The sequence below is a fragment of the Caulobacter sp. Root1472 genome, from assembly GCF_001426985.1.
GTDB lineage: Bacteria > Pseudomonadota > Alphaproteobacteria > Caulobacterales > Caulobacteraceae > Caulobacter > Caulobacter rhizosphaerae.
In genome coordinates this window covers 14,879-37,649 of sequence record NZ_LMFX01000013.1, presented here as the reverse complement: position 1 = coordinate 37,649, position 22,771 = coordinate 14,879, and the positions used below count along the sequence as shown (strand labels likewise).

The 22,771-nt window shown below is 68.2% G+C and carries 17 protein-coding genes, 1 tRNA gene and 1 pseudogene; 1 reads left to right on the top strand and 18 read right to left on the bottom strand.

Annotated features, from left to right (window positions below; all coding sequences use genetic code 11):
• Positions 1 to 16: 16 nt before the first annotated feature.
• Both ASD47_RS11005 and ASD47_RS11000 read right to left on the bottom strand, forming a co-directional pair.
• Positions 17 to 1,513, bottom strand: coding sequence for a carboxylesterase/lipase family protein (locus ASD47_RS11005; protein WP_056755837.1), 1,497 nt, complete (start codon positions 1,511 to 1,513; stop codon positions 17 to 19).
• Positions 1,500 to 2,423 carry an ROK family protein gene (locus ASD47_RS11000; RefSeq protein WP_056755835.1) on the bottom strand — a complete coding sequence of 308 codons (924 nt, stop codon included), beginning with the start codon at positions 2,421 to 2,423 and terminating at the stop codon, positions 1,500 to 1,502. The genes ASD47_RS11005 and ASD47_RS11000 overlap by 14 nt, the downstream gene beginning before the upstream one ends.
• 167 nt (positions 2,424 to 2,590) lie before the next feature.
• Here ASD47_RS11000 and ASD47_RS10995 point away from each other — a divergent pair, with 167 nt between their 5' ends.
• Complete coding sequence (locus ASD47_RS10995; protein WP_056755831.1) at positions 2,591 to 3,814, top strand: ROK family transcriptional regulator; 1,224 nt, start codon at positions 2,591 to 2,593, stop codon at positions 3,812 to 3,814.
• A 15-nt stretch (positions 3,815 to 3,829) separates the two neighbouring features.
• On the opposite strand, the gene ASD47_RS10990 is transcribed toward ASD47_RS10995, so the two are convergent.
• The 16 genes and pseudogenes from ASD47_RS10990 to ASD47_RS10915 all read right to left on the bottom strand — a co-directional run bounded on the left by ASD47_RS10990 (position 3,830) and on the right by ASD47_RS10915 (position 22,753).
• Positions 3,830 to 5,425, bottom strand: a complete 1,596-nt coding sequence (locus ASD47_RS10990; protein ID WP_056755828.1) for an FAD-dependent oxidoreductase — start codon at positions 5,423 to 5,425, stop codon at positions 3,830 to 3,832.
• A 197-nt stretch (positions 5,426 to 5,622) separates the two neighbouring features.
• Positions 5,623 to 6,543, bottom strand: coding sequence for an alpha/beta fold hydrolase (locus tag ASD47_RS10985; RefSeq protein ID WP_056755825.1), 921 nt, complete (start codon positions 6,541 to 6,543; stop codon positions 5,623 to 5,625).
• Between the two features lie 149 nt (positions 6,544 to 6,692).
• Positions 6,693 to 7,559: a dienelactone hydrolase family protein gene (locus ASD47_RS10980; RefSeq protein WP_056755822.1), complete on the bottom strand. Its 867-nt coding sequence runs from the start codon at positions 7,557 to 7,559 to the stop codon at positions 6,693 to 6,695.
• A 97-nt stretch (positions 7,560 to 7,656) separates the two neighbouring features.
• Positions 7,657 to 9,288, bottom strand: coding sequence for an alkaline phosphatase (locus tag ASD47_RS10975; protein WP_056755819.1), 1,632 nt, complete (start codon positions 9,286 to 9,288; stop codon positions 7,657 to 7,659).
• A gap of 112 nt (positions 9,289 to 9,400) precedes the next feature.
• Complete coding sequence (locus ASD47_RS10970; protein WP_056755816.1) at positions 9,401 to 12,646, bottom strand: TonB-dependent receptor domain-containing protein; 3,246 nt, start codon at positions 12,644 to 12,646, stop codon at positions 9,401 to 9,403.
• A 71-nt stretch (positions 12,647 to 12,717) separates the two neighbouring features.
• The gene (locus ASD47_RS10965) at positions 12,718 to 13,746 is read right to left on the bottom strand and encodes a FecR domain-containing protein (protein ID WP_056755811.1); all 1,029 of its coding nucleotides are present in this window, start codon (positions 13,744 to 13,746) and stop codon (positions 12,718 to 12,720) included.
• The gene (locus ASD47_RS10960) at positions 13,715 to 14,317 is read right to left on the bottom strand and encodes an RNA polymerase sigma factor (RefSeq protein ID WP_056755808.1); all 603 of its coding nucleotides are present in this window, start codon (positions 14,315 to 14,317) and stop codon (positions 13,715 to 13,717) included. The genes ASD47_RS10965 and ASD47_RS10960 overlap by 32 nt, the downstream gene beginning before the upstream one ends.
• Before the next feature lie 344 nt (positions 14,318 to 14,661).
• A complete protein-coding gene (locus ASD47_RS10955; RefSeq protein WP_056755804.1) occupies positions 14,662 to 15,660 on the bottom strand; it encodes a hypothetical protein in 999 nt (332 codons plus the stop codon).
• 876 nt (positions 15,661 to 16,536) lie between these two features.
• Positions 16,537 to 16,898 (bottom strand): annotated as a pseudogene (locus ASD47_RS26110) (transposase); the annotation flags it as partial.
• 59 nt (positions 16,899 to 16,957) lie between these two features.
• Positions 16,958 to 17,422 carry a hypothetical protein gene (locus ASD47_RS10945; RefSeq protein WP_056755797.1) on the bottom strand — a complete coding sequence of 155 codons (465 nt, stop codon included), beginning with the start codon at positions 17,420 to 17,422 and terminating at the stop codon, positions 16,958 to 16,960.
• Entirely contained in the window at positions 17,419 to 17,919 is a 501-nt protein-coding gene (locus ASD47_RS10940) for an ABC-three component system middle component 2 (protein WP_056755794.1), read from the bottom strand. The genes ASD47_RS10945 and ASD47_RS10940 overlap by 4 nt, the downstream gene beginning before the upstream one ends.
• Positions 17,907 to 18,929 (bottom strand): ABC-three component system protein, encoded by a 1,023-nt coding sequence (locus ASD47_RS10935; protein ID WP_056755791.1) that lies wholly within the window; start codon positions 18,927 to 18,929, stop codon positions 17,907 to 17,909. Before ASD47_RS10935 ends, ASD47_RS10940 begins: the two co-directional genes overlap by 13 nt.
• A 221-nt stretch (positions 18,930 to 19,150) precedes the next feature.
• Positions 19,151 to 19,732, bottom strand: coding sequence for a hypothetical protein (locus tag ASD47_RS10930; protein WP_056755788.1), 582 nt, complete (start codon positions 19,730 to 19,732; stop codon positions 19,151 to 19,153).
• A 477-nt stretch (positions 19,733 to 20,209) separates the two neighbouring features.
• Positions 20,210 to 20,286 (bottom strand) — tRNA-Arg (locus ASD47_RS10925).
• Between the two features lie 70 nt (positions 20,287 to 20,356).
• On the bottom strand, positions 20,357 to 21,673 hold the full coding sequence (locus tag ASD47_RS10920) for an NCS2 family permease (RefSeq protein ID WP_056755785.1): 1,317 nt from the start codon (positions 21,671 to 21,673) through the stop codon (positions 20,357 to 20,359).
• Positions 21,674 to 21,676: 3 nt separating this feature from the next.
• Positions 21,677 to 22,753, bottom strand: coding sequence for a purine nucleoside permease (locus tag ASD47_RS10915; RefSeq protein ID WP_056755782.1), 1,077 nt, complete (start codon positions 22,751 to 22,753; stop codon positions 21,677 to 21,679).
• Between the last annotated feature and the right edge of the window lie 18 nt (positions 22,754 to 22,771).

Here is a 22,771-nt window from a genome sequence, read left to right as displayed (position 1 = left end):
CTTCAGGGACGCGTCTTCAAGGTCGTGGCAGCAGGCGGCAAAGCGCGCCGCGGTCGTCTTTCGTGGTCCGGGGGCCGGACGGGGTGAAGGCGATCGCCTCGGCCGCCGCCGTCTGGGCAGGCCACGGCGTCAGGCCCGGTCCGTTCGGATCACCGGTGCGCGCGAAATTGGTCCAGTAGGCCTGGAGCAGAGGCCAGACCGCCGGGGTCGCGCCGGCCGGCGGCGTGTCGAACACGAAGGGCAGCTCCGAGCCGTGCCGCACCGGTCCGGCGCCGGGGGCGGCGACCGCCAGTTCGTAGCGCCAAGTCCGCTGGCCAATCGCGACATGGCGCGCCGCCACCCAGGTCGCCGGACAGCGGAAGCCGGTGTCGGCGGCGATCTGGTCGGCGGTCTCGTCCGACGCCGCGCCCCGGGCGCCGATCCCGTAGAGCCGGAGCGCTTGGTCTGGGTCCTGGTAATTGGCTTTCACCCAGGCCGAGGCGTTGGCCGCGCCGCCGTACAGCGACAGCTCGCGGGCGCTGTTGCCGATGATCAGCGGCACGCGAGCCTGGCGGCCGGCGGCCAGGGTCGCGGCCGGCGGCTCACGGATCACCGCCCCGTCGACCACCGCCTGCAGCCAGACGAAACCGTCGTCGGCGATCGGCGGCTTGAGACCCTCGGCGGCGTCGAGCACGGCCGGACCCGAGGCGGCGCGCAGCCCGTCCAGGTCCTTGGCGCCCAGCGCCCGGCCCAAAGCCTGGCCCAGGACCTCGTTCTCAGCCAGGGACCGCGGGGGCAGGCCGAAGCCCGCCGCGCCGCTCTGTTCGATGGCCTTGTGGAACAGGCCGCGCACCTCGGGAGCCAGCATCAGCAGCCCAACGTCCTGGCCGCCCGCCGAATGGCCAAACAGCGTCACATTGCCGGGATCCCCGCCGAACCGGGCGATGTTGTCGCGCACCCAGCGCAGGGCGGCGATCTGGTCCATCAGGGCGTAGTTGCCCGAGGCTCCGCCGCCCTCGGCGGTCAGGCCGGGATGGGACAGGAAACCGAAGGCCCCCAGCCGGTACTGGATCGACACCAGCACCACGCCCTGGTCGGCCAGGCTCGACTCGACCGTGCCCCGCGCCGATCCGGCCCGGTTGGCCCCGCCATGGATCCAGACCATGACCGGCAGAGGCTTGGCCGGCTTGAGCGCCGGCGTGCGGACGTCGAGATAGAGGCAGTCCTCCCGGCTGTCGGCGGCGTCCTTGGCGTTCCAGCCGTAGGACCTCTGCAGGCAGGGCGGACCCGAAGCTGTCGCGTCGCGGGTCCCGGTCCAGGGCGGAACGGCGGCCGGCGGCTTCCAGCGGCGGTCTCCGATGGGCGGGACGGCGAAGGGCACGCCGCGAAAGACCGCCCCGGCGCCGCGCGCCTCGCCGTGGATCGCGCCGCCGGTGACGGTGACTTCGACGCCGTCGCTCGCGAAAGTCGTTCCCGCCGCCCCGAAGGCCAGCAGAACGGCCAGGGCGACGGCGCGGCCGTCAGGCGACGGCATGGGCGGCGGCTTCGGCCGGCGTCCACAGGCGCGCGGCGCCCCGCACGCCCGACGAGTCGCCCCACTGCGCCGGAGCCAGCCTGGCCCGCCAGCCGTCGGAGAAGACATGAGGTTCGATGAAGGCCGGCAGGCGGTCGTAGAGTTCGCCGACGTTCGACAGGCCGCCGCCGAACACGAAGGCGTCGGGATCGACGATGTCGGCGATCACCGCCAGGCCGCGGCCCAGGCGGTCCAGATAGCGGTCGAAACTGATCGTAGCCTCGGCGTCTCCGGCCCGGGCGGCGGCGATGATCTCTTCGCCGGCCAGGGCCTGGCCGGTGCGCTCGGCGTGATCGCGACGAAAGCCCGTGCCCGAGATCCAGGTCTCCAGGCAGCCATGCCGGCCGCACCAGCAGGCGGGGCCCGGCGACTCTTCGGGCTTGGGCCAGGGCAGGGGCGCGTGGCCCCATTCGCCGGCCAGGCCGTTGGCGCCCTCGACCAGCTTGCCATCGACCGCCAGGCCGCCGCCGCAGCCGGTGCCGATGATCACCGCGAAGACCACCGCAAGGCCGGCCGCCGCGCCGTCGACGGCTTCGGACAGGGCCAGGCAGTTGGCGTCGTTGGCCAGCCGCACAGGGCGGCTCAGACCCGCTTCCAGGTCCTCGCGGAACCGGCGGCCGTTCAGCCAGGTGGAATTGGCGTTGCGCATCACGCCCGTGCGCGGCGACACCGAGCCAGGGGCGCCGACCCCGATCGAGCCGCGACCGCCGGCCTGCTGCTCGGCCTGGGCGATCAGGTCGCGGACCGTGGCGATGGCCGCGTCGTAGGACCCAGGGTTGGGCGCCCGCACCCGGGCCAGGAACCGGCCGTCCGGCGACAGGGCGGCGGCTTCGATCTTCGTGCCGCCAAAATCAACGCCGACCTGAATCAAACCCGGTTTCCTCCAGACGTCCGGATCACACGCTACGGTGCTTCCGGCTTGCCTCATAGTCAGCAGCGTCGAATAAAGAAAGCAATTTAAACAATTCGTCGATAGCGGTGAAGCTATCGCGAGCGCCCATCGCGATGCTACTAGGGCGTTAGGTCTAAGGTCATCGAATGCCGTCCTCGGAAATCTCGCGAAAGTCCAACCGGAAGCGCACCGCCGGCGCCAGCCTCTCGGGCGCCAATCTCGAGCGGGTCGGCGACCATAACCAGCGCGTCATCCTGCAGGCCATCCGCGTCAACGGTCCGATCACTCGCGTGACCCTGGCCCAGATCACCGGCCTGACGCCGCCGGCCGTGGCCAACATCACCAAGCGCCTGCTGGACGACGGCCTGATCCTGGAGGCCGGCCGGGTCCAGGGGGCGCGCGGCCAACCGGCCATGAACCTGACGATCAACCCCGACGGCTGCCTGTCGATCGGCGTCAACATCGACCGCGACCACATCACCGTGGTCATGCTGGACCTGTTGGGCGCGGTGCGGGCCCGGGCCAGCAAGGAGATCGAATTCCCCCTGCCCGCCGACGTGGCCAAGTTCTGCAAGGCCCAGATCCACAAGATGCTGGCCGGCTGGAAGGGCGAGCCGCCGCGCCTGGCGGGCATCGGCGTCGCCCTGCCCGACGACCTGGGGCGGGTGGACCTGCCGCACCGACCCGAGAACTACGGCGTCTGGAGCACGGTCGACATCGGCAAGCTGATGGCCGAGATCCTGCCCCTGCCGGTGTTCCTCGAGAACGACGCCGCCGCCGCCGCCCTGGGCGAGCTGCAGTTCGGCCACGGCCTGCGGCGTCCCAGCTTCTTCTACGTCCTGGTCTCGTCGGGCCTGGGCGGCGGCCTGGTGATCGAGGGCGACTATTTCCGCGGCGCCCAGGGGCGCAGCGGCGAGATCGGCTTCCTGCCGGTCAGCTCGCCGGAGACCAAGGCCCGCTCGCTGCAGGAGGTGGTGTCGCTGTCGGCGCTCTACGCCCATCTCGAGGCGGGCGGGATCCTGGTCGAGCGCCCGGACCAGCTGATCGACCTGTCGGCCGAGGGCCAGGCGCTGGTCGAGGCGTGGATCGACCTGTCGGCCCGGCTGCTGGTCCCGCCTTTCGTCGGGATCAGCTGCGTGGTCAACCCCGAGGCCATCTATGTGGGCGGACGCCTGCCCACCGCCCTGCTCGACCGACTGGTCGCGGCGGTCAATGCTAGGCTGGCCGCGATCATCGACGTGCCGGCCCTGGCCCGGGTCGAGCGGGCCGCCACCTCGGCCGACGGCCCGGCGGTCGGGGCGGCCCTGCTGCCGTTCACGGCCCAGCTGCTGCCCTCCCGCGCCGCCCTGATGAAGACCGGCCAGGGGTAACCGTCCGCCTGCGGATCAGATGATCCGCTGGGCGGTCACCGGCTGCCCCTTCCGATGCTGGGCGTCGAGCATGACGATGGTCCGATGGGCCGCCCGGATCGCGCCTTCCTGCCAGGCGCCGACATGGCTGAGATACTCGCCGGCGAAGTGGATCGGCCCGTCCGGCTGGCCCAGCAGGCGGTAGTCCGGCTCGTCGTCGCTGGCCCAGCCCACCCCGATGCCGAGCGTGTGAGGCACCGCGGCCCACTGCACCTGCAGGGGCTTTTCCAGCAGATGGCCGCAACCGGGGTGCATGGCCTCGATGACCTTGCGGGTGTGCTCGATCTGCTCGGCCCGCGGCAGCTTGGCCAACTGGACGGCCGCCGGCCCGCCGGTATAGGCGCCGAGGATCACCCCCGTCTTGGTGTGCAGGCCGTAGCTGGGATACCAGACCATGTTGCTCGGCCCCTTCACGAACGAGAGGCCGCCATAGATCTGGTACTTGGGGCCCTCCCAGAACCGGGGGGCCTGCCAGGCGATCTTGATGCTGTCGCGATAGGGCGTGCGGGCGATCGCGGCCTTGTAGGCGGGGCTGAAATCGGCGTCGATCTTGGCCAGCACCGGCAAGGGGATGGTCGAGATGCAGTAGTCGGCCTCGATCGCCAGGTCCTTGCCGGCCACCGCGTCCCGGTAGGCGATCCTGACGCCCTTCTCCGTCTTGCGGATCTGGCGCACCTCGCACTGGCGCTTGATGATCTTGGGACCCAGCGCCTGGGCGAAGGCGTGGGGAATGGCGTCCATGCCGCCCTTGGGCTGGAACATGGTGGCCTGCATGTCGATCGTCTCTTCGAACAGCACGCCGTTCCACAAGTCCTCGTCCAGCAGGGCCTTCAGGCTGATCGGGTCGTAGGGCGTAGCCCGCTCGTCGCCGGCCCCCGGCTCGATCCTCAGCCCGGCCCGCTGCGAGCCCTTGTAGAAGAGGTCCGGAGACAGGTCGCCGTAGGTCTTCAGGAAGGCGACCATCCGCTGCTTGTCGTCGGCCGTCAGGTCGGCGTCGAGCGCGCCCGTGTTGATCGCCTTGGCCAGCAGTTCGGAGACATGGCCGCGGGTGTCGTTGATCGCCGTCCGCATCCTGATCGGCTTGCCGCCGTTGGCGTCGGGGTTCAGCAGCAGGGCGCTGCGGCTGGTGTTGACCTCGACCTCCAACTCCACCCCCAGCTCGCGGCAATAGCCCAGGACGATCTGATGATGGCTGGGCAGGCGCGCGGCGCCGGCGTTCATGTACTGGCCTTCGTCGAACTCGCAGACCTGGCGCGAGCCGTCGGTCATCTCGATCCTGTCGCCACGGCGCACGGTCCAGACCCGGCCGCCGGTGCGGGCCCGAGCTTCCAGGATCGTGCAGTCGTAGCCGGCCTTGCCCAGCTCCCAGGCTGCCGCCATGCCCGATACCCCGGCCCCCAGGATCATCACCTTGGCCCCCTTGCCGCCGCCGCCCTTGGCCAGGTCGGGCGGCGCGCCGGCGAACGCCGTGGACGGCGCCAGCAGACCCAGGGCCTGCATGGCCGTGAAAGCGGCGGTGTAGCCGCCGGCCGCCCCGACGGCGTGAATGAAGCTGCGACGGCTGACCGGCATGCGTGACCCCTCGTTGCCCGTTTGATCAGGCCATGCGAGGCGGCGGCTCGCCACGGGTCAATCAAACACGACGGCGTCGCACGTTTGCGGACGGGGCGCCGCTGACGCTTGCGGACGGCGCCGCATTTCGCGGCGCGCGTCCGCCCCCGTGCGCCAGCAGGCAAGATCTCGTGCGCGTACGGACAACCCGTCGGGATCTAGAGCGGCTTGTCCAGGAACGGGCGGACCAGGGCGATCGTCGCCTTGGGGTTCTCCTCCATGATCCAGTGACCCGAGGCCGGCACCACGCCCTCGGTGACATTGTCAGCCGCCGCGCGCATGACCGTGGCCATCATCGGGCCGAACGACTTTTCGCCGCCCAGGGCCAGCACCGGCATGGTCAGCCGGCCGTACTGGACCAGCAGGGCCTTGTCGTCGACGGCGTCCTGGTCGAAGGCGTGGAACTGCTCGAAGCCGGCGTGCATGGCGCCCGGGCGGGCGTAGAGCGCGGCGTAGTGGACGCGGGCGTCTTCGGTGAAATTGGCCGGATTGGCCGAGAACTCGTTCCAGAAGCGGTCCAGATAGATGCGCTCGCGGCCGGCGACCAGGCGCTCCATGTCGGGCCCGCCGAACCGGAAGTGCCACAGCAGCGGGTTCTTCAGGATTTCCTCCCAGGGGCCGATCCCTGGCACCGGGGCGTCGATCAGCACCAGGCGCGTCACCCGCTTCTGGTTCTGCACCGCGAAGCTGTAGGCGACCATGTTGCCGATGTCGTGGGCGACCACGTCGGTCTTGCCGATCTTCAGGGCGTCCAGCACCCCGGCCACGTCGCCCGCTTGGGTCTTCTTGTCGTAGCCGTCGGCCGCGCGGGCCGACAGGCCCATGCCACGCAGGTCGGGAACCACCACGGTGTGGTCGCGGGCCAGGTCGGCGGCCAGCAGCGCCCACATGTCGCCGGTCTCGCCATAGCCGTGCAGCAGCACCACGGCGGGTCCCTGGCCGCCGACCCGGACGTGGATCGTCGTGTCGTTGGCGGCGATCTCCTGGGTCCTGAACGACGCAGGGAAGGCGGGCATTTCGGCGCGCGCCGCACCGACGAACGCGAACACCGCGATCAGCCAAAGGACGAGGCGTTGCATGGCGAGCTCCAGGGTTGAGGTCCTCAACCTGAGCCCAGCCCCTCGGCGGCGCTAGCAGAATACCGTCGAGATTGGCCGATTTCCGACACGGTCGGGCCTCGCCAGACAAAAGGGAGCGTAGCCCGGGCCGCCACGCTCCCCGATCGTCGTCAGGCCAGGGCCTTCTTGTACAGCGCCAGCAGCTCGGCCCAGGCCTTCTCGGCGGCGGGCTCGTCGTAAACCTGGCCGCCCTTGACCGTCCAGCCGTGGGCCGCGCCGGCATAGACCTCGACCTTGGCCGGCCGTCCGGCCGCGGCGAAGGCGGCCTTCAGCTTGTCCTTCACGGTCGGGTCCTGCTTGTCGTCATTGTCGGCGACGGCGATCAGATATTCGGCGTGGGTCTTGGGGATCAGCAGATGCGGGCTGGTCGGCTGGTCGGTGACCAGACCGCCGCCGTGGAAGGTGGCCACCGCCGCGATGCGGCCCGGGGCGACGGCCGCCGTGCGGAAGGTCAAGGGACCGCCCATGCAATAGCCCTGCACGCCGACCTTGCGGCCCTTGTTGGTCTGGGGCTGGGCGTCGAGGAAGGCGACATAGGCGACGGCGTCGCGGTCCGTGCCCTCGGGCGTCACGGTCGCGCGCAATGGGGTCAGCTTGGCCCGGTCATCGGGATTGGCGAAGTTGAACGTCCCCTCGATCACCGGCGCCTTCTTGGCCCGGTAATAGAGGTTGGGGACCAGCACCACGTAGCCGGCGGCGGCCAGGCGCCGGCCCATGTCGCGGAACACCGGCCGCAGGCTCATCACGTCGGGCCAGACCAGCACCGCGGGCCAACGGCCCTTGCCCTGCGGATAGAACAGGGCGGCGTCGGCCACGCCGTCGGGCGTCTTGATCTCGACGTCCTTTTCGACCACCGGGCTCTGGGCGCCGGCGGCGGTCGCGGCCAAGCCGCCCAGGGCGGCCGCGGCCAGGCCGAACGTCCGACGCGACAGGCGGGGATCGTGGACCAGACCCGGGTGGATATCGTCGTCACACATGCGAGCAGTCTCCATCAAGGCGGCAGGGCGCGGGCCCTCATGGCGGGCACCTTACCGCATGACCTCGGACGGGGAAGGTCTCGTCGTCGCGACCCGCCTAGGCGGCGAAGACCCTCCGGCCGCGTTCGACGTGCATGCGGTGCGAGCCCGCCAGGCTGGTGTCGCGGGCCTTGATCGTCCGCAGGAACAGCCACTCGCCGGTCAGGCGCTGCGGCGTCACCTCGATCATCATGTAGCCGCGCTGGCTGGTGTCGGCCCATTTGAGCTCTGGATTGGCGGCCATGAAGCCCTGGGCGACCCGCTTGGGATCGGCGCCGAAATCGCCCTCGGCCCCGCTGGAGGTGACGCTGTGGCCAGCGAACTCGACGCCGGCGGGTCGGCCATCCTCGCTGAGCGCATAGGCCCAGGCGTTGTGGCTGTCGCCGGACAGCATGACCAGGTCGGCGTCGGCGGCCTGCGCGGCCTGCAGCAGCCGCGAGCGCGCCGCCGGATAGCCGTCCCAGCGGTCCATCCACATCGGCAGGCCCAGCTTGGCGGCGCGGATGTTGTTCCGGTAGCCGTTGACCTTGCGCTCGCTGACCTCGGGCCGCAGCCAGCCGAGCGCGTCCTGCGGCATCACCGTCCGTCCGAGGATGGTGCCCATGCCGACCATCTGCCAGGCCGTGGCGCGGGCGTTGGTCTTCAGCTGATGTGCGAGCCAACTCTCCTGGGTCGAGCCCAGCATGGTCGCCGACGGGTCGCGCCAGACGCCGTCTCGGAACGCCTTCAGCGCGGCGTCGGGATCTTCCGCCTTGAACGCGGCCCCGATGTCGGCCGGCTGGGTGCGGCCGAGAAGCCGCGATTCGGTGCGGTAGAGCGTGGCCAGCGTGCCGATCGGATAAGCCTTCCACGGCTCGTCCGACACCGGCATCCACTCGCGATAGACCTGCATCGCCGCGGCGCGGCGGACGTTCCAGTCGCCCTCGGTCGCCGGCTGGTGGTTCTGCGCCCCCCCTTCCCAGCTGTCGTTGGCCGATTCGTGGTCGTCCCAGAAGGCGACCATCGGCGCCATCTGGTGCAGCCGCTGGAGATCGGGGTCGGCGCGATAGCCGGCGTAGCGCAGGCGGTAGTCGGCGATGGTCAGGATCTCGTTGGCCGGCTGCAGCGATCGTCCGGCGGCCCAGTCGCCTTCATGGATGGAAGCGGGGCCGTTTTCGTAGATGTAGTCGCCGGTGTGCAGCCACAGGTCCAGGTCGGGGCGGGCGGCGGCGTGGCCATAGGCGTTGAACAGCCCGACCGGCAGGTTGGAGCAGGAGAAGACGCCCAGGCCGAAGCGGGCGACGTCGCCGACGGGCAGGGTCTTGGTGCGGCCGACCGGCGACTTGCCGCCGTCGGGCGCCACGAACCGGTACCAGTGAACGGTTCCGGGTTTCAGCCCATCGACCGTGACCTTGGCGGTCCAGTCGCGATAGGCGCCGGTGCGCACCACGCCGCCCGCGACCACCCTGGTAAAGCCCGGGTCGAGCGCCACCTCGACCTCCAAACTGACTACGCCGTCGCCGGTCGCGGGCGCATAGCGCGTCCACAGCAGCATGGAGTCGGGGCCCGGCTCGCCGCTGGCCACGCTGTGCGTGAACCCCTTGGCGCCGACGAGGTCGGCGGCCAGCGCCCGGCCGGCGGGCAGCAGCAGCGCGCCCAGTCCAAGGCCGGCGCCCAGGACGACGCCGCGACGATCGATGTTCAGGACCATGACGGTCTCCACGATGGATTTGGAGGGGAATGGCCGCGCGCGTCGCGCTCCTGGGCGCGCGCGGCCGGCCGGGTCCCGCGGCAGGGGGAGGCCGCGGGACCGGCGTTCAAACCTAGAAGGAGCCCTTGACGCCGATGTTCCACATTGAGCCGTAGATGCTGTACTGCTGCACCCGGTCGCGGACGTTGGAATAGATGACATCGGGCGCGTTGAAGATGTTGCGTCCAGCCAGCATCACCTCGAAGTTCCTGTTGATCTTGTAGCTGGCGCTGACGTTCCAGAGCTCGCGGGCGGCGTGGTAGAGGATGCCGTTGGGCGAGGTCGACGGCGTGTTGCTCAAGGCGCTGGTGCGATACTTGCCCTGGGCGTTGCCGGTCAGCTGGACGTCGAACTTGCCGTAGCTGTAGCGCAGGCCCCAGTTGGCCGCCGCCTTGGGCATGTTCACCCGCTCGCCGTCGGGGTCGATCGTGGTGATCGAGCCGCGCAGCCCCAGGCCCCGCAGCGCGCCGGGCAGGAAGGTCAGCTGCTGGTCGTATTCCAGCGTCACGCCCCGATTGATGCTGACGCCCGGCAGGTTCGTGGCGCTGCGGTAGGTGTAGCCGGGATAGTCATCGGGGCTGTAGCCGACTTGCGTTGGATCGGCGAACTCGTAGCCGGTCACCTGCATGTCCTTCACCTCCAGCTGGTAGGCGGACAGGCCGATGATCCCCGAGGGTTCCAGGAAATACTGCAGGCTGGCGAAGTACTTGGTGGAGTGCTCGGGCTTCAGCAGTGGATTGGGAACCGTGACCACCTGCTTGGTGTCGTCTACCGCGACCACGCCGCCGAGATTGCCGTAATCGGGGCGCAGGATCGATTGGCTGAAGGCCAGTTGGCCGACCAGCTTCTTCGTGAAGTCGTACTTGGCTCCGCCGCTCAGGAACCAGTCGTCATACTCGCCATGGCGGGTCTTGTAGGTCCCGTTGTGGTACTTGTAGAGCAGGAAGGGCACGGTGTTGGCCGTGTAGCCGGCGGCCTTCGTCTCGGCGTCCGAACGGACGTCGGCGACCCGAGCGTCGGTCTCGGTGCTCTCGTAGCGCAGGCCGAGGTCGAACTGAGCCTTGCCGACGCGCGGCTGGATCTCGAAATAGCCGGCCTTGACCGTCTCACCGACCTTCTTGTTGTTGTCGAGCGTGCGCTTGGTGTTGCCGTAGTCGTCGGCGAAAAAGTAATCGGGGTGGTCCCGGTAGATGTCGTAGACGGCGTAGTTGCTGTCGGCGCGCCAATCCTGGGCGTTCAGGTTGCCGGCGTCGAAACCCTGGATCTGGAAGTTGTAGTTCCGGGTCCACGGAATGACGGCCTCGGGCGCCTTCTGGGTCCGGTCGCGGGTGGGCCCGTTGTACTCGAACTGCTGGTACGAGCCTTCGTTGGTCTTCCAGACATTGGTCCGATAGGTCGCGCCGGCCAGGACCTTCAGCTGGACAGGGCCGAGGTCGAGCTTCTTCTTCAGGTCGAGGTTGAGGCCGTACATCTGGTTCTGCGCGTCGGACTCGGACGTGCGAACGTTGAAGTTGATATCGTCATCGCGGTTGAAGCTGGCGGGGTCGCTCCAGGAGCGGCCCGCGGTCTGCTGCAGGGTCCATGCATTGGAGTCCTGGGACGCGCGGTCCAGCGTGAAGCCGATGCGGGTCAGATAACTGTCCGTACGCTGAAAGAAGCCCTTGGAATTGTCCCGGAAGTTGAATTCCGAGCTGGAATAGCTGCCGCGCAGCAGGGCTTCCCAGGTGTCGCCGCGATATTCCAGCTTCGGCGCGAACAGCCATGACGGCGTGCCGGCGTAGCGGTGCGAGTACTGGGTGTGCAGGCGGGTGTTGGTCCCGTTCGGATTGACGACGATGTGGGTGGGGGTGGAGTCCGCCGTCGCCTGGGTGGCCGTGGCCGTGCCGAAGATCAGATAGGTGTACTGGTTGAAGTACTCGACGTCGTAGAACGAATAGGTGCTGCGCAGGGACAGGGCCAGCTTGTCGGTGATCTTGTAGTCGACACTGAGGTTGGCGGCCTTGCGGTGGGTCAGCTTGGGACCCGGGCGCCACATGACCTGATATGGAATGACCCGGCCGTTGGCCAGATAGGACCAGTCGGTCTGGATGCGGTCCTGCTCGACGAAATTGGCGTTGTAGCTGGCGTTGAACGCGATCCCCAGCCGCCCGTCCAGGAAGACGTCGGCATAGCCCAGCTGGGCCGAGGGAAAGATCGAGGCGTGCTTCCGGTCGTCCGGCAGGTATTTGCGCGACAGGCCGGAGTCCGAGGTGGCGACGCCGCCCAGCTGAAAGCGCAGCAGGCGGCCGTTGCGCTGGAAGGCGTACTTGCTGCGCAGGTTGATGGCGCCGCCGGGCGAGTCGGCGTCCATGTTGGCCTGCAGCGTGTTGTTCAGCTCGATGGAGTCGACGCCGGTGATCGACATCTGTTCGAACGAGTTCTGGCGGCCGTTGTTGTTGTTGGACGTCGCCGTCGCCATGCGGGCGCCGTCGGTGGTGAAGGTCGAGTATTTCGGGTCCAGGCCGCCGATCCGCACGGCCGTGGCGTCCACCTCGGTGTAGTCCAGCGAGATGCCCGGCATGTTCTTCATGAACTCGCCGACGTCGCCCATGGTCAAGGCCCCGAAATTGTCCGCGGCGACGACGGTCTTGGCGTTGGTCGAGGCGCGGCGCTCCATGATGGCGCTGGCCTGGCCCTCGCGCCGGGCGACGATCGTGATCGCCTCCACCTCGCCATCCTGGGCGGCGTAGGACAGCGGGTTCAGCGCCACGTCCAGGATCGCCGCCTGGCCCGGCGCGACGACGACGATCGCCCGGCCCTCCTGCAGGCCGGTATATTTGACCACCACGGTGACCTCGCCGGCCGGGACGCCGGTCAGGCGAAAGTCGCCGCCATCCTCGGAGAAGGCGGCGATCGTCGTGCCTTCGACGCGGATCTCGGCGTTGCGCACGTACTCGCCGGTGGCGGTGTTGAGAACACGGCCGCGCACCACGCCGGCCCCCGCCTGGGAGACCGCGCCGTTCGTCGCGCCCTGGGTGGACGACCGCAGGGTGATGATCTGTCCGTCATCGGAGTCGATCCGCAGCGGCGTGCCGGCGATCAGGCGGCGAAGCGCGGTGCGCACGTCCATCCTCCCCTTGACGGCGGGCGTCATGACACCCTCGAGATTCCGGGCCGACGCCACGATCTGCACCTGCCCCTGGCGCGCCAGTTCGGGAATGGCGCGAACCGCGGGCTGGGCTGGAATGTCGAAGATCCGGTCCTGCGCCAGGGCCGGCGCGGCGGTCGAGAGCGCGATGACGGCGGCTCCGCAGGCGAGGACGGAATGACGAGAATACATTGGCTGGCGGCCCCCAATCGCCGCGCAGGTCGCGACGTTCGCGGTTGAGAGCCGCCAGCCGATGGCTTCCGCTATTTTGTAACAAAAACTTCTTGATGCGCCCGGCCGTCTTGGGGACCGCCGCGGGTCAGCACGACTCGGTCGCCGTCCTGTTCGACTCGGGCGTCGAACACGCGGGCGATGGCGCGGCTGAAGCCCGCGGGATCGTTGGCGGCGAACAGGCCGGTCACCGGCTCGCGCGCCAGGGCCGGGTCGCGGATCTGGATCCGGGTGTCGCTGTAGCGCCCGAACGCCGCGGCGGCCTGACTCAGGGATTCGCCTTCGAACGCCAGCTTGCCGTCGCGCCAGGCCAGCTCGCGGGTAACCGCCTCCGGCCCGACCGGCCGCGGACGCTCCGTCGGACCGGAGAGGACCAGCTGTGTATTGGCCGTAAGCGCCACCCTGCTGGCCAAGGCCGTGAGGTTCAGGCCTGCGACATCGACCCGGCCCTGGTTCACCAGGACGTCGACCGGATAGGCGTCGAGCTTGCGGACCCGAAATCCCGCCTGCGCCGTGCTGAGGCGCCGGCCGTCCACCTCGACGACGAACGGCCGCTGCTCGTCGCGGGCCACCGAGAAGTAGGCCTCGCCCCGCAGCAGGGTGACGCGGCGCTCGCCCCGGCTGTACCGAACCCGGATCCGGGTCTGGGTGTTGAGCAGCACGGTCGATCCGTCCTTGAGCGGCGCCAGGCGGATCTCGCCCCGCTCGGTGCTGATGACCGCGCCGGCCGCCGATACGCCGACGCCCAGGGCGCTAAGGGCGCCGACCGCCGCCGCGCCTCCGGCCCAGGCCAGCGCCTGCCGGCGCGACAGCGGCGAGCGCGCCGGCCGCCCCGGCGCCTCGAACGCGACCGGGTCGAAGCCGGGCCCCAACGCCTGGGCGGACTCGCTCATCAGCGACAGCGCCCGGGCGCGCAGCAACGCGCCCTTGCGGCGCGGATCGCCCCGCAGCCAGGCCTGGAAGACCTCTTCCGTTTGGGCGGTCAGCGGCCCGCGATCCAGCCGCGCCGTCCAGTCGGACGCCGCCTGATCAATGTCTCGACTGGTTTCTCGCTCGGCCATCTATCGAGGCGATCTCCGCTTCCAGGGTCTTAGAGGTTTGGGACCGCCTGTTTCCGCCACGGCCGAACCAATCAATCAAGAAGAGGACGCCTCTGGAAATGTGCGTCTCGACCGTATTCTCCGATATCTGCATGCGCGCGGCGATCTCGCGCTGGGGCATGTCCCGGACGCGGCGCAGGATGAAAGCCTCTCGGGTCTTGAGCGGCATGGCCGCGATCGCGTGGGCCAGTTGGCGCAACTCGTCGCGGTCGATCGCGTACTGCTCGGGCGAGGCCGCGTTCTCGGCCTGCTCCAGCCGTTCCAGGTCGTCGACGGTGTGGATCGGAACGATGCGCGCCCGGCGGACGTGCCGCATGATCACCGAGCGCGCCACCTGGAACAGATAGGCGCGCGGATGACGAATGGCGTCCACGGTCTCCAGCTCGGCCAGGATCGTATAGGCCTCCTGGATGATGTCGTCGGCGTCGATTCCCGGCGGAGCGGCCCGCGAAAGCCAGCCCCTGAGCGCCGCTTCATGCGGCAGGACGTTTCGCAGGAACCATCGTGTTCTTTCCCTGTCGGCGGCGCTCATCCGTTATCCGCTGGCTTGGAGACTGCGTCGCCGCCGAACGGCGCCATGGAGGCGACGACAGGAAACCGCTCGCGTCGACCGGCGTCCTGCCTAGCGGCCAATTGTGACAGTCAGGTTTTCCCGCACGCGAGCGGAAGCCGCGAGCAGATTGCGACTTTTGGTAGCATCGAGCTATCGAAGGAATTTTGGCGCGCTGATCCGAGCCGCAACACCCGGCCGCCGTCGGCGACGATCCGCGTCCACCGAATAGTAAAGTCTCGCGAACCAGCCAGCGCCTTCACCGCGACAGGGACGATCGATGCTCGTCATCGCTAGTGCGGTCGGACATCCCGCCCATCCGGCCGTCACGGCGCCGAGAAGTCACCCCTCGGGGCCAGGCCGATCTGGCCGCCCTTGGCGTCGTAGAGGACCGCGAAATCATAGAACGGCAAGACGCCGGCGTTCAGGCCTTCCCAGGGCAAGCTGGCCGGCGGCGTCGAGAAATTCAGGCGGGCCGGCCCGCGTCCGAGAACGAATGACTGGCTCATCGCCGTGCTCCCCGGCGGCCCGAACCTCAGGTTCACACTTGTGTCGGTCGGCCAATCATCGAAGGCCGGCGCGGATCGGGAGATGTAGTTGAGGCCCGCCGCCCCGCTGTCCAGGAGGGTCGGCGCGCACAGGGGCGCCCCCGCGCCGTCGCGCGACAGGCAGGTGGGAACCGTATTGTCCGCCCAAAAATCACCGCGACGACGAGTATCCCGGGTCAGGGAGAAGAGCGTGAATCGGGCCCGTTCGGCTGGTGTCGGGTTGAGAATGAGCTTGCCGGGCGCAGCGTCCCCCGGCTTGGGCAGCAGCACGATCCACGCCTGCTCCCCCAGATGGGCCAAGGGGTTTTCCGCCTCGCCGGCGCGTAGCCCCGCCCCCAGGATCGCCGAAAAGCCGTCGGACGGCGTCGAGCCTCCGATACGATACTGCTGTGTCGGGATCGCGGCGGCGGGACAGGAGGGTCGATCCTGGCTGCAGGCGACCGCGGAGGTGGCGCTCACGTCCACCTTGACCTGCAGCCCGCCGATCCCCACCCGAACGGGCGTGATCGCGCCGGTCATGACCACGCCGTTGCGATAGACGTAGCGATCCGGCCGGACGCCCTTGGCCGTCAGGGGCCCGGCCGACGGCAGCACGCGCAGGCCTGTCGAACCCGTGTCGAGCATCGCCTCTATCGGCGCGCCGCCGTCGATCGACAGCGGCACCGAATAGCGTGGCGGTCCGGCCTCGAACCGTTTCTGGTGGATTTCGACCTCGACGCGGGCGCTCGAGGGCTCCGCCCCCATGGCCAGGGCCAGAACAAGGACCAGGGCGCTCACCCGACGCGCCCCCAAACTTCCCGTCCGCGCTGGGGTCGTCGTTGCATTGGTGCGCTCCACGCCACGCAAAACCAGGTCAAGGCCAAGACCGAGAGGAGGACCGTCGCACCGGTTCGCACGCCGCCAGGCCGGCCCTTTCCCGACACAATCTGGGATAGTATGTAAGGATAACCTCAGGGAGAATGCAATGCGCCGGGCCGTGGCCGTGATGACGTTTTTCCTGGTGACGGCGCCGTTCGCGGCGACCGCTCGGCCAGCCTTGGATCAGGCCGCCAAGCCGCTCGTCAGGGCTTGTGTCGACGGCGTTGGCCGTCAGGCCGAGTGCGGCCAAGATCCCGCTGAGGCCCACGAATGCCGGGCCGCCGACGCCTTCGGCGCCTGTCCCCAGGCCCCGAAGTGCTATACGCCCAAAGGGGCTCGAGTACGCTGTGTCGCGCCCGTGACGCCGATTGGCGAGCCTCCGCGACCCAAGCCTTGACTCCCGGGGTCCGAGCCGCCGGAGCGTGGCGACTTCAGGTTGTCGTATCCATTTGACAGGAAACGGCGCGCGCGATGGACTTCGGCGCGACACCGGCCGCCGACTTCGGACATTCCACGCAAGACATGCCAGAGCTTCACGAACTCTACGGCCCAGATTTCGATTTTGCGCCGACCTCGGCCCCGCCAAGGTCATGCTACATGATCGCCAGCACCCCACGCAGCGGCAGCACGCACTTGGCGTCCTGCCTGTGGCGGGCCGGCGACCTTGGCGCTCCGCTGGAGTACCTCAATCCGATCCACATCCGGCAAATGTCGCCGAGATTGGGGGCCAGGGGCTATCTGAGCTACTGGCGCGGGGTCCAGGCGCGGAGGACCTCGCCAAACGGCGTGTTCGGCCATCCGAACCGGCCAGACGCCGCGGTGCTCATCGACGAACCCGAACTTCATCGGGAGGCCGCTCCGAAGATGAGCGCGGCTTTTTTTAGGATGTCGCGCTCCATCCGCAGGTGATCGTTCTCACGGCGCAGGCGGGCGTTCTCGGCGGCCAGATCAGACGGCGACGGGGCCGGCGCTTGCGTGTGGGGGCGCCTCGCCGGCCCCGTCGCCTGCGTCCCGTACTGCATCATCCATCGTCGAAGGACCGTCTCGTGCAGCCCCAACTCCCGGGCCACCGCACCGGCCGAAAGGCCGCTGCTGGCGACACGGTCAACCGCTTCTCGTTTGAAGGTCTCCGGAAAGACCCGACGCTTCACGCTCATCAGACACTCCTCTCCAGCTCCGAAAAGCTAGCATGGGTGTCCACTGAAACGAGGGAGGATCACGCAAAGAATCGGAACGAGAAGGTGCTCTTCTCGCCGGCTAGGGTCTTCGCAATCTTGTGGTCGGGTCGGAGCCCGATCGCTTCGAGCAGGGTTGCCGACCAGCTGTTGGCGCCGCGATGTTCGCCGTGGAGCAACTGGGCGACGGGACGGGACGGGTCCGGGTCGCCCCATCCTTGGCGAAGTGCGAAATCACCGCCTTGCAGGGCTCGCATGACCTGCACCTGACCCGATCCTGGCAGCTCAAGATCCAGCCAGGCGCGGTCGTAGGAATCTCGCTCGGCGATCGGCGGCAGACGCTCAGGGCCCGCGCCAGTCATAAAGTCGAGCGCTTTGACTAGAAAAGACTTGCCCGTGTTAGAGGCACCCCAGACCACGTTGAGGCCGTCGACCAGCGGGACGCCGATTGGTGCGACGCCGGGGCCGGTGAAGGTCATGCGCCGCAGGATAATGCGGCGAGTCATTGGGCAGGCCTTCGCCGGTCGTCGGACGCGATGAACGCCGCGCCCCAGTCCCCAAGCGCGGCGCGAACCTCGGTGAGGAAGGCGCCCTTGCCCTTGGATCGGATCTGTTCGGCGATCCAATTGGCGCAGCTCTTCAACCGCTCCGAATAGTCGCTCTCCAGAAGTTCGACGTAGCCTGCGGCCTCGTCGGACGCGCGATAGGACAAGCCTGCATCCGACACCTTCAAATCCACCAAGTGAAACCGGCGCATCAGCTCGAGACTGGACTCGATCAGGCGACGCCGAACCAACAGCTCGCCTTTGCGACCTGGCACATCTGGATGAAGGCTCGGCGGCCCATTCAGGTCGGCGGAGTGAACCACGACGTGGTCGAGCAGGACCATTTCTGCGAGATCCATTTCGACCGGACGGAGTTTTTCTAGGACGGTCACCGCCCGGATGCCCGCTTCGAGCGGCGAATTGAACAGGTCCGACGTTCGCGGGCTCAGCTCGTCCATTTGAGCCGCCCTTCATTGGCTAGGTGGTGACAGATCCCCTGCTTGACCGGGATACGCACGGCGCGGCCGACTATGGCGGCGTTGAGGTTACTGGCATGCTTCATGACAGAGGTGAGCCGCTCGATATATAGGGTGCACGGCTCTCGGTGAACGTCGACCACCCCGTGATAAATATCGTTCTCGAACTGCACCACTAGCTGCTTGTCGGTGTTGTCCCGGTGAAAGCGCTTGAAGGCTTCGGCTTCGAAGTACCGCGTGCGCTGATCGCGCAAATGATCGCGGTAGCGCGCATCTCCCAGGACCGCGTCAATGCTTGAGAACGCCTGCCCCGACGCTTGCTCGTAGACGACCCGCAGCTGGTCCAGGTATTCTCGCTCTTCCCCCGCCACCTGCACAGGGGCGACTCCGCCAGGCGCTTCCCCGGGCAGCTCTTTTAGAATCTGAACCAGCGCGGCCTTGGCGGCGGGATCCTTAACAATGCCGGGCGCGGTAAAGTGGCTTACGCGGGCGAAGTCATATCCAGAAATGGTTGCCTTAATCTCGGCGCTCAGGTCTATGGCCTTCCCCTGGACGATCTTCGTGCTGCAAACCGCGTCCCATTCGTCGAGAAGTGCTTGCTTCAAGCGACTTGGGTGTGTGAACAGGTCCAGAAGTGTGCCCACCACTCCCCGGGGAGACACGAAGTAGAAATTGACCGGTAGCGTGGCGTAGGCCCCGTCCACGTGGTGAAAGACCATCTTGGCCAATTCCACGAGCGCTTCGGATTTGCCAAGCTTAGAGCGCAAGGTCTTGCGCTTGCACTGATAGAGATCCCAGTCACCCTCGTGACGGGACGGCGAGCGAAATCCGATTACATCACGGGCCTTGTCGTGGGCACCGCCGATACGCAGCACTTCTACGTAGGCTTTCTGGCGCTGCTCGGCCCAGAGCTCCACAAACTCCTCGAGCTCGACGTCATCCAGCTCCTGCAGGCGGATCGCCAAATTCGTCACCGCCGCCCCGTCCTCCACTTAGAGTCTCGCACATTCTAGCTCGACGGTAACAACCATGGCTCATCCGGGCAATGCATGCGGTCGCCAAGTGTAGGTTGAGTGGGCGGACTCGCCCCCCCCCTCTGAGGTCCAGAATTTGGAGTGGGCGCAAGTTCCGCTTACGGCGCCGCGCCGTCGTCGGAACGGACCTAGCCGTCGTCTGGGCAGGGGGGGGGCGTGAACGACGGCAGCGCGCCGATCTATTCGATGAGCGGTGGAAAAATCCTGCGAAGCTTACGCTGCATCCAGGCGGGGGTGCGTTGGTCCGCTGTGACCAGGCCGCGCGAGAGCAGAAAGGCCCACCAGTCGCCGAGCAGCTGGTTGAAGTGGTTGGCGGCCAGGTCGTAGACCCCCGCCGGCTGTCCATCCGGACCGCGATAGCGCAGCACATAGCCTTCCGGCGCGGACTCGTCACCTTCCTCCCAGTCCAGGGAAACGCTGCCGCCCCATTGACCATCGGAGTGGGAGGAGTGTTTGGCGGTATTGGCTATGGCCTCGCACATCGCCTGAAGCGGAATGGCGGCGGCGAACTCAGTGTTGAACGCGTCTCCAAGCTCGGCGCGCGGCAGCGCCCTGCGCATCCAATCCTTCAGGCTGGCCGCGGCGATGCAGGCGTCGATCGCTGCATAGGCCAGCGGCTCACGCTCGTCAGGGTATGAAACCTGGATGTCGCGGAATTGGTCGACGTTCCAGCAAAGCTTCGACCACATCGATGCGACGTCGCCGACGATGGCGGTGTGGGCGACGGGAGGCTTGCCAGATGACGGAGAGGGACGGCTCATGCCGTCATGTCTCGCCTAATCAGGGCGACGGCAAGCCCCAGGGCCGTGCTGAGCTCACTGCCGGATCAAACGCGCCGGATGCGCGCGCGGGGCGCGGGCACTGCTCTCCGCTGGTAGGGACCCATCTTCGCGGAAGGCATTATGGCCAGCGGTCATGCGTACCGCACCAACAGGTCGAACACATGGCCGCACCGACCAAGCCTCGCAGAATGTCAGATCATCCTTGCCAACCGGGAGCCGTCCACACATGGCGCGAGTTGGTCGGCGCTCTAATGCGAGCATCTGCCGACGTAGCGCCGCTGGGAGACTATCGGCCGCAGGATTCGGTGGAGCTGAAGCGGGGCACCGCGATCTCAACAGCAGGCTTTTGCTGCCTGAAGGAGTTTAGGGTTGAAAAAACGCGTTCCGTACGTTTTCCGTACACGCCCACCCGCCATAAAGCGATATTGGGTAAGTAGTTGTTTTTAAAGAAGTTTTTGGCGCACCCGACACGATTCGAACGTGTGACCTTTGCCTTCGGAGGGCAACGCTCTATCCAGCTGAGCTACGGGTGCTTCCGCCTTGCGGAAGCGCGGTCTTAGCCGAAAGGCCGCGTCGGCGCAAACGGGTCTTTGCGGGCGGAGGTCAGCCTTTCGCCAGATAGACGAAGCGGACCACGAACAGCGCCGCCAGGACCAGCAGCAGCCAGTCACTCTTCCCGATCTTGCCGGTCAGCAAGCGCAGGACCGCGTAGCTGGTGATGCCGAACGCCAGGCCGTTGGCGATCGAGAAGGTCAGGGGAATGGTGATCAGGGTCAGGAAGGCCGGGATCGCCACCGTCGGATCGGCCCAGTCGACGTCGACCAGCGAGCCGACCATCAGGGCCCCCACCAGGATCAGGGCCGGGGCGGTGGCGGCCGCCGGAATCGCCTGAACCAGGGGCGCGAAGAACAGGGTGACCAGGAACAGCAGGCCCACGACCACCGCGGTCAGGCCGGTGCGGCCGCCCGCCGTCACCCCCGCCGCGCTTTCGATATAGCTGGTCACGGTCGAGATCCCGGCCACGGCGCCGGCCATGGTCGCCGCCGAGTCGGCCAGCAGGATGCGGTTGAGCCGCGGGATCGAGCCGTCCGGCGCCTGCAGGCCGGCCTTCTTGGTCACCGCCACCAGCGTGCCGACATTGTCGAACAGGTCGACGAACAGGAAGACGAAGATGATCTCCAGCATGGCCAAGGCCATGCCGCCTTTCAGGTGGAACGCGCCCGCCACGTCCAGCTTGAAGGCCGTGGCGGTCAGGTCGGCGAGGCTGGAGGTCCCCGGCGCGATCTTGGCCAAGCCCAGGGCCCAGCCGGCGGCGGCGGCCAGCAGGATGCCGATCAGGATCGCCCCCTTGACCCGCCAGGCCTGCAGCACGGCGATCAGGACCAGGCCCAGGATCGCGACGGCCGCGGTGGGGGTGGTCAGGTCGCCCAAGGCCACGGTGGTGGCCGGGCTGGCGACGATGATCCCCGCCTCCTTCAGGCCGATGAACGCGATGAACAGCCCCACCCCGGCGGCGACCGCCGAGAACAGCGGCTTGGGGATGGCCGCGACGATCATCTGGCGCACCCCGACCAGGGTCAGGACCAGGAAGGCCACGCCCGACAGGAACACGCAGCCCAGGGCGGTCTCCCACGGCACGCCCATGCCCTTGACCACGGTGTAGGTGAAATAGGCGTTCAGCCCCATGCCCGGGGCGAGGGCCAGCGGGTAGTTGGCGATCAGCCCCATCAGGATCGAGCCGAAGCCGGCCGCCAGGCAGGTGGCGGCGGCCACGGCGGCCACCGGCATGCCGGCCTCGCCCAGGATCGCCGGATTGACCACCACGATATAGGCCATGGTCATGAAGGTGGTGACGCCGGCCAGCACCTCGGTGCGGACGTTGGTTCCCTGGGCCTTGAGGCCGAAGAGGCGTTCGAGCATGGCTTAGCGGCTCCGGCCGGTCGGGGTGGCGGTGGGAAGGGTGGTCGCGTAGCGGTCCCAGTGGCCGACGAGCTCGCGGGCGACCACGCCGCCGACGAGGAAGGTGGCGTCGAACCCGGCCTTCAGGCCTTCGCCGTGGAACACGTGCGGCAGGCTGGCCTGGCCCAGCGGACCGCGCGAATAGTTGCTGCCGGTGCGCAGCACCAGCACCCGGCGACGGTCGATCCTTCCGGACGCGGCGTGGGCGTCGAGCACGTCGAGGATCCCCTGGTCTTCGCAGTCGGTCATGGTGAAGGTTCCGGCTCCGTCGGTCCAGAGCTTCACCCAGTCGTGGGCCCACTGGGTGCGATGCGCGCCGTGCCAGAAGCGCACCGTGCCCAGGGCGTCGCCCTGCAGCACGAACGGCGGCTTCTGGCCCTCGGGATCGCCGACATACGGCGCGCGCAGGGCCTGCAGGCCCGGAGAGTCGGGCAGGCCGACCTCGCGGGTCAGGCCGTAGGCCCAGTCGACCAGGCCCTTGTCCAGGGTCCAGACCATGGCGCTGGAGCCCTCGGCCTTGCCCTTCACATTGGGGCGTTCGGCGTCGTTGGAATAGAGGCCGTGGGGCCAGTCGGCCGGCATGTCGCGCTCGTCGAGCTCGTAGATCGGGTCGGCGTCGACCACGTAGCGGGCCCAGGCGGCGCTGCCGACCGAGGCGACGGCGGGGTCGACGCCGGCGATGCCGCTGACGATCCAGTAGGCCTGGGTCAGGTCGAACTGGTCCGACAGGATCAGGGCCGCCACGCTTTCCCGCGTCCGGCCGCGCATGTCGCTGACGATGGCCAGCACGCCGTCGTCGGAATAGCGGGCCACGTGACGGACGCCGGGGATGGCGATCTCGTGCTTCAGCGGCCAGCCCTCGACCCAGGGCTGGAACTCGCCGGCCATGTCGCCGGTGTCGGCCCCGATCTCGAAGGTGGTGACGATCACCACCTTGACCGGCAGGCGCTTGCCGGACGGGGACGCCGCCTGGGCGCCGGCGAGGCCGAGGCCCAGGGCGAGCGTCAGCGCCAGGACGATCCGAAACCACAAATTACGCATACAAGCCCCACCTGAAAT

What these genes read in the sequence shown, in the direction of transcription:
- ASD47_RS10920 (WP_056755785.1), bottom strand. Translation starts at nt 21,673, where the DNA reads ATGCTCGAACGCCTCTTCGGCCTCAAGGCCCAGGGAACCAACGTCCGC.
- ASD47_RS10945 (WP_056755797.1), bottom strand. Translation starts at nt 17,422, where the DNA reads ATGACTCGCCGCATTATCCTGCGGCGCATGACCTTCACCGGCCCCGGC.
- ASD47_RS10965 (WP_056755811.1), bottom strand. Translation starts at nt 13,746, where the DNA reads ATGGCCGAGCGAGAAACCAGTCGAGACATTGATCAGGCGGCGTCCGAC.
- ASD47_RS10975 (WP_056755819.1), bottom strand. Translation starts at nt 9,288, where the DNA reads ATGGTCCTGAACATCGATCGTCGCGGCGTCGTCCTGGGCGCCGGCCTT.
- ASD47_RS10995 (WP_056755831.1), top strand. Translation starts at nt 2,591, where the DNA reads ATGCCGTCCTCGGAAATCTCGCGAAAGTCCAACCGGAAGCGCACCGCC.
- ASD47_RS11005 (WP_056755837.1), bottom strand. Translation starts at nt 1,513, where the DNA reads ATGCCGTCGCCTGACGGCCGCGCCGTCGCCCTGGCCGTTCTGCTGGCC.
- ASD47_RS10985 (WP_056755825.1), bottom strand. Translation starts at nt 6,543, where the DNA reads ATGCAACGCCTCGTCCTTTGGCTGATCGCGGTGTTCGCGTTCGTCGGT.
- ASD47_RS10980 (WP_056755822.1), bottom strand. Translation starts at nt 7,559, where the DNA reads ATGTGTGACGACGATATCCACCCGGGTCTGGTCCACGATCCCCGCCTG.
- ASD47_RS10915 (WP_056755782.1), bottom strand. Translation starts at nt 22,753, where the DNA reads ATGCGTAATTTGTGGTTTCGGATCGTCCTGGCGCTGACGCTCGCCCTG.
- ASD47_RS10990 (WP_056755828.1), bottom strand. Translation starts at nt 5,425, where the DNA reads ATGCCGGTCAGCCGTCGCAGCTTCATTCACGCCGTCGGGGCGGCCGGC.
- ASD47_RS10970 (WP_056755816.1), bottom strand. Translation starts at nt 12,646, where the DNA reads ATGTATTCTCGTCATTCCGTCCTCGCCTGCGGAGCCGCCGTCATCGCG.
- ASD47_RS10940 (WP_056755794.1), bottom strand. Translation starts at nt 17,919, where the DNA reads ATGGACGAGCTGAGCCCGCGAACGTCGGACCTGTTCAATTCGCCGCTC.
- ASD47_RS10930 (WP_056755788.1), bottom strand. Translation starts at nt 19,732, where the DNA reads ATGAGCCGTCCCTCTCCGTCATCTGGCAAGCCTCCCGTCGCCCACACC.
- ASD47_RS10960 (WP_056755808.1), bottom strand. Translation starts at nt 14,317, where the DNA reads ATGAGCGCCGCCGACAGGGAAAGAACACGATGGTTCCTGCGAAACGTC.